This is a genomic window from Frankia sp. AgB1.9 (genome assembly GCF_016786355.1).
Lineage (GTDB): Bacteria > Actinomycetota > Actinomycetes > Frankiales > Frankiaceae > Pseudofrankia.
In genome coordinates this window covers 1-7,269 of sequence record NZ_JADWYX010000226.1, presented here as the reverse complement: position 1 = coordinate 7,269, position 7,269 = coordinate 1, and the positions used below count along the sequence as shown (strand labels likewise).

The 7,269-nt window shown below is 73.7% G+C and carries 7 protein-coding genes; 3 read left to right on the top strand and 4 right to left on the bottom strand.

The features are described 5' to 3' along the window. On the bottom strand, positions 1-1,196 hold a 1,196-nt coding region (locus I6A60_RS40410), incomplete at its 3' end, for a mechanosensitive ion channel family protein (protein ID WP_238437256.1). A 307-nt stretch (positions 1,197-1,503) separates the two neighbouring features. Between I6A60_RS40410 and I6A60_RS40405 the strand changes: the two genes are divergently transcribed. After that, positions 1,504-1,779 (top strand): GlsB/YeaQ/YmgE family stress response membrane protein, encoded by a 276-nt coding sequence (locus tag I6A60_RS40405; protein ID WP_013423802.1) that lies wholly within the window; start codon positions 1,504-1,506, stop codon positions 1,777-1,779. Between the two features lie 182 nt (positions 1,780-1,961). On the opposite strand, the gene I6A60_RS40400 is transcribed toward I6A60_RS40405, so the two are convergent. Then, a complete protein-coding gene (locus I6A60_RS40400) occupies positions 1,962-2,969 on the bottom strand; it encodes an acyl-CoA desaturase (RefSeq protein ID WP_238437255.1) in 1,008 nt (335 codons plus the stop codon). Between the two features lie 248 nt (positions 2,970-3,217). Continuing rightward, entirely contained in the window at positions 3,218-4,048 is an 831-nt protein-coding gene (locus I6A60_RS40395; RefSeq protein ID WP_238437254.1) for an SDR family NAD(P)-dependent oxidoreductase, read from the bottom strand. A gap of 61 nt (positions 4,049-4,109) precedes the next feature. Between I6A60_RS40395 and I6A60_RS40390 the strand changes: the two genes are divergently transcribed. Together I6A60_RS40390 and I6A60_RS40380 are read left to right on the top strand one after the other, a co-directional pair. Further along, positions 4,110-5,141, top strand: coding sequence for a LysR family transcriptional regulator (locus I6A60_RS40390; protein ID WP_374113348.1), 1,032 nt, complete (start codon positions 4,110-4,112; stop codon positions 5,139-5,141). A 690-nt stretch (positions 5,142-5,831) separates the two neighbouring features. Next, positions 5,832-6,566 (top strand): alpha/beta fold hydrolase, encoded by a 735-nt coding sequence (locus I6A60_RS40380; protein ID WP_203011944.1) that lies wholly within the window; start codon positions 5,832-5,834, stop codon positions 6,564-6,566. Positions 6,567-6,715: 149 nt separating this feature from the next. On the opposite strand, the gene I6A60_RS40375 is transcribed toward I6A60_RS40380, so the two are convergent. Next, positions 6,716-7,027, bottom strand: a complete 312-nt coding sequence (locus I6A60_RS40375; RefSeq protein WP_203011945.1) for an antibiotic biosynthesis monooxygenase — start codon at positions 7,025-7,027, stop codon at positions 6,716-6,718. Between the last annotated feature and the right edge of the window lie 242 nt (positions 7,028-7,269).

Below are 7,269 nucleotides of genomic sequence, written 5' to 3'. Positions count from 1 at the left end.
GGGGGGGGGGGGGGGGGGGGGGGGGGGGGGGGGGGGGGGGGGGGGGGGGGGGGCCGGGGGGGGGGGGGGGGGCCGGCGGCTGGCCGGTCGCCGTTGGTGTGGCGGCTCGGTTCGTCGCCGACCGGCCAGGGGCCGGACGGGGCCGGCTTGGTGAACAGGTCCGGGTAGGGCGCCTCGATCCGGGTCCGCGGCAGCGCCGCCGGGCTGTGCTCCCGCAGCCAGCGGACCAGCGCCTCGCGGACCAGGCAGCGCAGGTCGAACACCGTCGGGCCGTCCTTCCCGCTGACCAGGACGCGGACCCGGACGTAGCCGGCGACCGCGTCGGTCACCTGCAGGACAGCGACCCGCCCGTCCCACAGGTCGGTGTCGGCCAGGATCGCGTGCAGCTCGGTGCGCAGGTCCTCGGTCGGCACCGACCAGTCGAGGTCGAGCTCGACGGCGCCGAGGACGGCGGACTCCTTGCGGGTCCAGTTCTGGAACGGCGTCGTCGTGAAGTACGTCGAGGGCAGGATCATCCGGCGGTCGTCCCAGATGTGGACGACGACGTAGGTGAGCGTGATCTCCTCGATGCGGCCCCACTCCTGCTCGACGACCACGACGTCGTCGACCCGGATCGCGTCGGTGAACGCGAGCTGCAGGCCGGCGAAGACGTTGGCCAGCGAGGTCTGCGCGGCGAGACCGGCGACGATGCCCACCACGCCGGCCGACGCGAAGATGCTCGCCCCGGCGACACGCACGCTCGGGAACGTCATCAGCATCGCCGCGACCGCGATGAGCGTGACGATCGCGGTGGTGATCCGGCGCAGCAGGATGATCTGGGTGCGGACCCGGCGGGCGTGCCGGTTGTCGGCGATGTCGGTCCGGTAGCGGGCGAGCGCGAGATCCTCCAGCACGAACGCGGCGACGGTGGCCAGCCAGGCGAACCCCGCGATCAGCGCGAGCCCCAGGACCCGGACGAGGGCCGGGGTCCAGTCCTGGTGCGGTGCCGCGTTCGCCGCGACGAGCAGGCCGAGCAGCACGGCGGTGATCCGCAGCGGCCGCCGGCCGCGCCGGGACACGTCCGCGGCGATCGGGGAGCGGCGCTCGGCCCGCCGCACGAGGCGGTCGATCACGTAGGCCAGCAGGAAGCCGGCGGCTCCCGCCGTGGCGAGGACGACGAGCACCACCGGCGTCGAGTCGGCCGCGGGCAGGGACATGGCGGAAGGGCTGGGCACGAGCGGGGCTCCAGGGGTCGAGTGGCGGCCAGCATGGCGAGATCTACCCACGTGGGCGACTCCTCACCACTGCCCCTCTTTGCTCCAGACCAACAGGTGACGGCCTTCACAGGAAGCCGAGCCGAGTTCCGTACGGCGCGTACGGCTACTTCTGGTAGCCGATTGATCTCGTTCCGTATCGGCGATTGGAACCACAAACTTGTTTGTTTGAGCCGCGCGCCCGGTGGGGTAAAGCTCCCAACACACGACGGGTGATCGTCGAAAATACTCTCCACACCAGGAGGAAATCGTGCTCTGGACTATCGTCGCCTGGATCGTGCTCGGTCTCATCGCCGGCGCCGTCGCGCGTGTTCTCGTGCCCGGCCGTGACCCGATGAGCATTCCGGCCACCATTGTTCTCGGTGTCGTCGGTTCGTTCATCGGCGGATTCCTGGGTTACGTTCTCTTCGGTAAGGACCTCGGCGAGGGCGCGTTCCAGCCCTCCGGCATCATCGGGTCCATCATCGGCGCGATCGTCGCCCTGCTGATCTACCGGGCCGCCAGCCGGCGCCGCGTCCTGCGGTAACAGCACACTGAGGATCGCGGGCCCCTCGCGGGCCCTGGGAAACGATCGGCGACCGGGCGGCGCTCGACCAGCGGCCGCCACGGAATCCCCCGGACACGGGCGGCCGGCGCACCTTCAAGGTGTGCCGGCCGCCCGTCGCCATGCCGGCGCCCGAGCGCCCTTCTCCGGCCCGATCGGGTCCGTCACAGGTCCGAGACGCCGCCCGCCGGGGCGGGCCGGTAGCCGAGAATCCGGGCCCGCTCCTTCCGGTACCACTTGACGTCCTGGGCGAGGCCCGACCGTTCGAGCGTCCAGATCAGCCATTTCGTCGGATCGGGGCGCAGGCCCGAGCCGTGCACGACGCACCCCGGGATCACGTGGTGCAGCCAGTGCCACCCCTCGCCCATGGTGGGCAGCGCGGTCAGGGCGAAGTTGCGGGCCAGCCGGGCGCTGCGCACCGCCGACGGCTTCTCGCTGCCGCGGGTGCCCCAGACATGGCAGACGGAGTTGATCGACGCGGTGAAGTGGAACAGCAGGAACACCCGCAGAAAGCCGGCGACGAGCAGCCCGTCGAGCTGCCAGCCGGTGGCCGCCCACGGAATCAGGAAGCTCAGCACGGCCGGCACGACGTAGTAGCGGCGCTGCAGCCCCACCAGCCGATCGACGTCGTCCGGCCGGTCGAAGGGGGCGGGAAGCTGCTGATGCACCAGCATCCAGCCCATGTGCGCGTGCCACAGCCCGCGCCAGAATCCGTCGTACTGGTTCGGGGTATGTGGGTCGAGATCCCGTACGTCAGTGTGTGCGTGATGGGCCAGGTGCGTTCTGCGCCAGCTTTCCAGCGTCCCCTCGATGGCCATCGCGCCGATGAAGAGCAGGACGGCGCGCAGGACCGGCGAGCAGCGGAAGCCCTCGTGCGTCAGGTAACGGTGGTATCCGACCGTGATGCCGAAGCCGGTGACGACATAGCTGCCGACCGTCCAGGCCAGCACCGTCCCGCTGATCCCGTGATAGGCGATCCGGGCGACGGCGACGGCCGCCAACACGGTCAGAACGGTCAGCCAGACGACGTTCATGGTGATGACGCCCGACCGTGGTGGCGCATTCTCGGGAGACTCATCGGCGCACGGACTGGTGACGACTAAAGCCGTGGGGGTATCGGGCGACGGGAACTGCATGCTGCTCTCCTTCGGCACGCGGCTCAGCTGCTTCATGCGCTACCGGGATCCAGAGCAGCCCGGCCAGCCTGCCACCCGTGAGGCCGGGCCGGAAGGGCAATCAAGGTGAAACCGACATGGCCGCTGGGTTCACCACGGAGGATCTGCGGCGGCGGTCGGCTGACGCCCCCCGCTCCGCGGGCGGCGGGCGTTGCTCAGGACAACGACGGGTCGGTCTGGGCGAGCGGCTGCGCCACCTTCGCCCGGACGGCCCGTCCCACTCGACGGCCCGTCCGGCCCGGTGATCAGCGGAACGCGGTGTCGCGCGCCGCCGGCTCCCATGCGTGGATGTCGGCGCGGACCGCGTCGAGGTGTGCGAGAACCGCGTCCACCGCGTCCGACCCAACCGGCAGACGCAGCGGCACTCGGCCGGAGTCGAGCACCTTGAGGATGAGCCCGGCGAGCCGGTCCGGATCACCGGGCTGGGTGCCGTCGCCGCCGGCGACCATCGCGCGGGTGCCGCCGACGCTGTCGGCGTAGGCGCCGCCGTCCGGGCTCGCGGTGCGGCTGGCCGGGTCGAACAGGCTGGTGCGGAACGCGCCCGGCTCGACGATCAGCACGTCGACCCCGAACGGCGCCACCTCGTCGGCCAGGGCCTCCGACCAGCCTTCGAGGGCGAACTTCGTCGCGCTGTAGGCGGAGAACCCCGCGAACGACAGCTGGCCGCCCATGCTGCTGAGCTGGACGACCACGCCGTGGCGCTGGCGGCGCAGCCAGGGCAGCACCGCGCGGGTGAGCGCCACCGGCCCGAAGACGTGCACCTCGAACAGGCTGCGCAGCTCGTCGTCCGTCGTCTCCTCCGCGGCGCCGAGGTGCGTGCGTCCGGCGTTGTTGACCAGCACGTCGATCCGGCCGTGCCGGGAGACGACGTCGTCGACGAGCTCCTGCGCGTGGGCCGTGTCGGTCACGTCGAACGCGACGACGTCCAGCCGGTCCGGGTACCGGGCCGCGAGCTCGGCCAGACTCTGCGGGCGGCGCACCGCGGCCACGACGACGTCACCGGCCTCGATGGCCGCCCGGGTCAGCGCGAGGCCGAAGCCGCTGTTCGCGCCGGTGATGATCCAGACCTTGTCCATGTCCCGAGCCTGCCCCGGGTCGGGGTGGCCTGGCCAAGACCCGCTGTGATAACCGATGGTTATGGACTCGCACGTCCGCGACCTTCGCTACTTCGTCGCCGTCGCCCAGGACCTGCACTTCACCCGCGCCGCCGAGCGGCTGTTCGTCTCACAGCCGGCGCTGAGCAAGCAGATCCGGCTGCTCGAGCGGCAGTTGGGCGTCACGCTGTTCGAGCGTGACCGGCGCTCGGTGCGGCTCACCGGCGCCGGCACGGTGCTGCTGCCGCATGCCCGGGGTGTCGTCGCGGCCTGGGACGCGGCGGGCGCGGAGCTGGCGCGGTTCAAGGCGACGCGGTCCTCGACGCTCGTCGTCGGGATGAGCACCAGCCCGGGGCGCCGGCTGCTGCCGGCGATCCGGACCCGGTTGCGCGCCCGGCACCCGGCGGCCGAGTTCGAGCTGCGCCAGGCCCGGTGGGACGACCCGACAGCGGGACTCGCCGACGGCTCCTGCGACCTCGCGTTCGCCTGGCTGCCGCTGCCCGCGCCCGAGGACTTCGAGACCCTGGTCGTCGCCGAGGAGCCGATCCTGGTCGCGCTGCCCGAGGGACATCCGGCCGCAGCGCGGGCCGCGCTGCGGCTGGCCGACATCGTCGACCTGCCGTTCCTCGCGCTGCCCGAGGAAGCGGGCAGCCTGCGCGACTACTGGCTGCTCACCGCGCTGCGCGCCGCGCCGCCGCGGGTCGGCGCGGTCGTGCGCAGCACGGAGGAGACCTATGAGGCGCTGCTCGCGGGACTCGGCATCGTCCTGGTCGCGGCCGGCAACGCGCCGCTGCTCGCCCACGCCGGCGTCGTCACCCGCCCGCTCCTGGACGGCCCGCCGAGCCATCTTGCCCTGGCCTGGCGCCGGGGCGACCGACGGCCCCTGGTCGCGGCCTACGTCGCGGCCTGCGCCGAGGTGATCGCGACCCGGCCGGCCACCGGCGACGCCTCAGCCGCCCTGGTGGTCGAGGGTGGCGAGGGCGGACTTGGCGACGCCGATGATGCCCTCGCGGGCGGCGGCCGGGTCGCGGGAGGCGAGGGTGACGGTCAGGTCGCCGACGCCGCCACCGCGTAGCTCGACCGTCCAGACGGTCGCGTAGGTCAGGCCGTCGACGCTGGGCGCGGTGCCGTACTTCGCCGCGTCGCCGAGGCCGGGGACGTCGTGCGAGTCGGTCGAGCGGTAGAGGCTGCCGGCGATCGAGCCGTCGAGCTCCTGTGCGGCGGTCTTGCCCGCGTCGGCGGGGCGGGAGTCGACCGTCAGCAGCCCGACGGGCAGGGCGCCGTCGCTGAAGGTGCACGTCAGTAGGGCGCGGGTGGAACCGGGCGGCGCCGCTTTGGCTCCGGTCAGGGTCACCGAGGATCGGCCGGTGACCTGCTCGACCGTGGACGCCTGGACGAGGTCACAGGCCGACGCCGGCAGCGCGAACGGCCCGGCCGGGCTGGCCGTCGAGGTCGTGGGTGGCGTCGGGGTACCCGTGCCGGAGTGCTCGGGGCCCGCGCTGACCGCGTCGCATCCCGCGACGGCCAGCGTCACGCCCAGCGCGACGATCGTCGCCCTCACCGCTCGTTTCATGCGCGCACCTGCCCGGGTCGGCTGTCAGGAGAGCGATGACTCGCCCACTCCGCGCCGGTCTGCCCCCTTTGACCCCATAACACCGCGGACGCGGCGTCAGTCCTTTGACGACAGTGGCCGCGGCACACGACTTTGCCTCGGGACCCGCGCGCGGGCGGCTGGCCGCCGGACGAGGTGGAAGGATCAGCGACGATGACCACGACCTTCGTACTCATCCCAGGCGCCGACGGCCGGGCCTGGACCTGGCAACGGCTGGTGCCGCGGCTGCGGGCGCTCGGCCACGCCGCCGTCGCCGTCGACTATCCCGCCGACCCGCTGGCCGGGCTGGCGGCCCACGCCGACGCCGCCGTCGCCGCGTTGCGCGCCTCGGCTCCGTCAGCCGAACCGGGCCGGGTCGTGGTCGTCGGGCTGTCGCTCGGCGGCTTCGTCGCGCCGCTGGTCTGCGAGCGGGTCCCGGTGGACCTGCTCGTCCTGCTCAACGCGATGGTGCCGACGCCCGGCGAGTCGGTGGACGCGTGGTGGGGCGCCGTCGGCCACGGCGAGGCACGGGCCGCGGCCGCCGCCGAGGCGGGCCGGGTGGCGACCGGCGGCGAGTCTTTCGACCTGCGGGACGAGTTCTTCCACGACGTCCCTGACGAGATCACCGACGAGGCGCTGGCCGGTCCGCCGCCGGCCGGGCCGTCCGCGGTGATGTGCGCGCAGCCGTGGCCGCTGGCGGGCTGGCCCGACGTGCCGACCCGGTTCCTGCAGGGCAGCGACGACCGGTTCTTCCCGCTGTCCTTCCAGCGCCGGGTGGTGCGCGACCGGCTCGGCCCGGGCGTCGAGGTCGACGACCTGCCGGGCGGCCACCTGCTGCCGCTCAGCCAGCCCGACCTGCTCGCCGGGCGCCTCGACGCCTACCTGCGGGCGTTGACGCCCGCCGGCTGAGGACGCGCCGGGGTCACGAGCCGCCCGCCGGCTGAGGACGCGGCGGGCTCAGGAGCCGCCCGCCATCGAGCGCCGCACCACTCAGCCAGCCCGACCTGCTCGCCGGGGGCGCCTCGACGCCTGCCTGCGTGCGTTGGCGCCCGCTGGTGTCAGGAGCCGCCCGCGACCGAGCGCTGGACGACCTCGAACTCCAGCAGCGACGAGCCGGACGCCACCGGGCGCGCGCGCTCCCCGGAGTGCGCCTCCATCGCCGGCCCGGTCAGCCAGGCCTGGAACGACTCCTCGGTGTCCCAGTGCGTCACGACGAAGTACCGGTTGTCGCCCTTGACCGGCCGGAGCAGCTCGAACGAGACGAAGCCGGGCTGCCCGTCCACCGCGTGCAGGCGGTTGGCGAACCGCTTCTCCAGCTCGGGGCCGGCGCCCTCGGGAACCTCGATGGCATTGATCTTCACGACGGTCACGCGGTCCAGCGTATTGCCTACCCGGGTGCCGGCGGGTGGCCCGGCGGCGGCGCCCAGGCGTCGGGGGCGGGCCGGCGGGCGGGTCGGGCGGTCGGGTGGTGGGCGGGTCGGGCACTCGGGGTGGCGGGGGGGGGGGGGCCGCGGGGGGGGGGGGGCCCCCCCCCCCGGGCCGCCGCCGGCCGCGGACCCGACTGGCTGGGCGGTAGCTGCTGCTGGCCGGGCAGATGCTGGTGGCCGGGCGG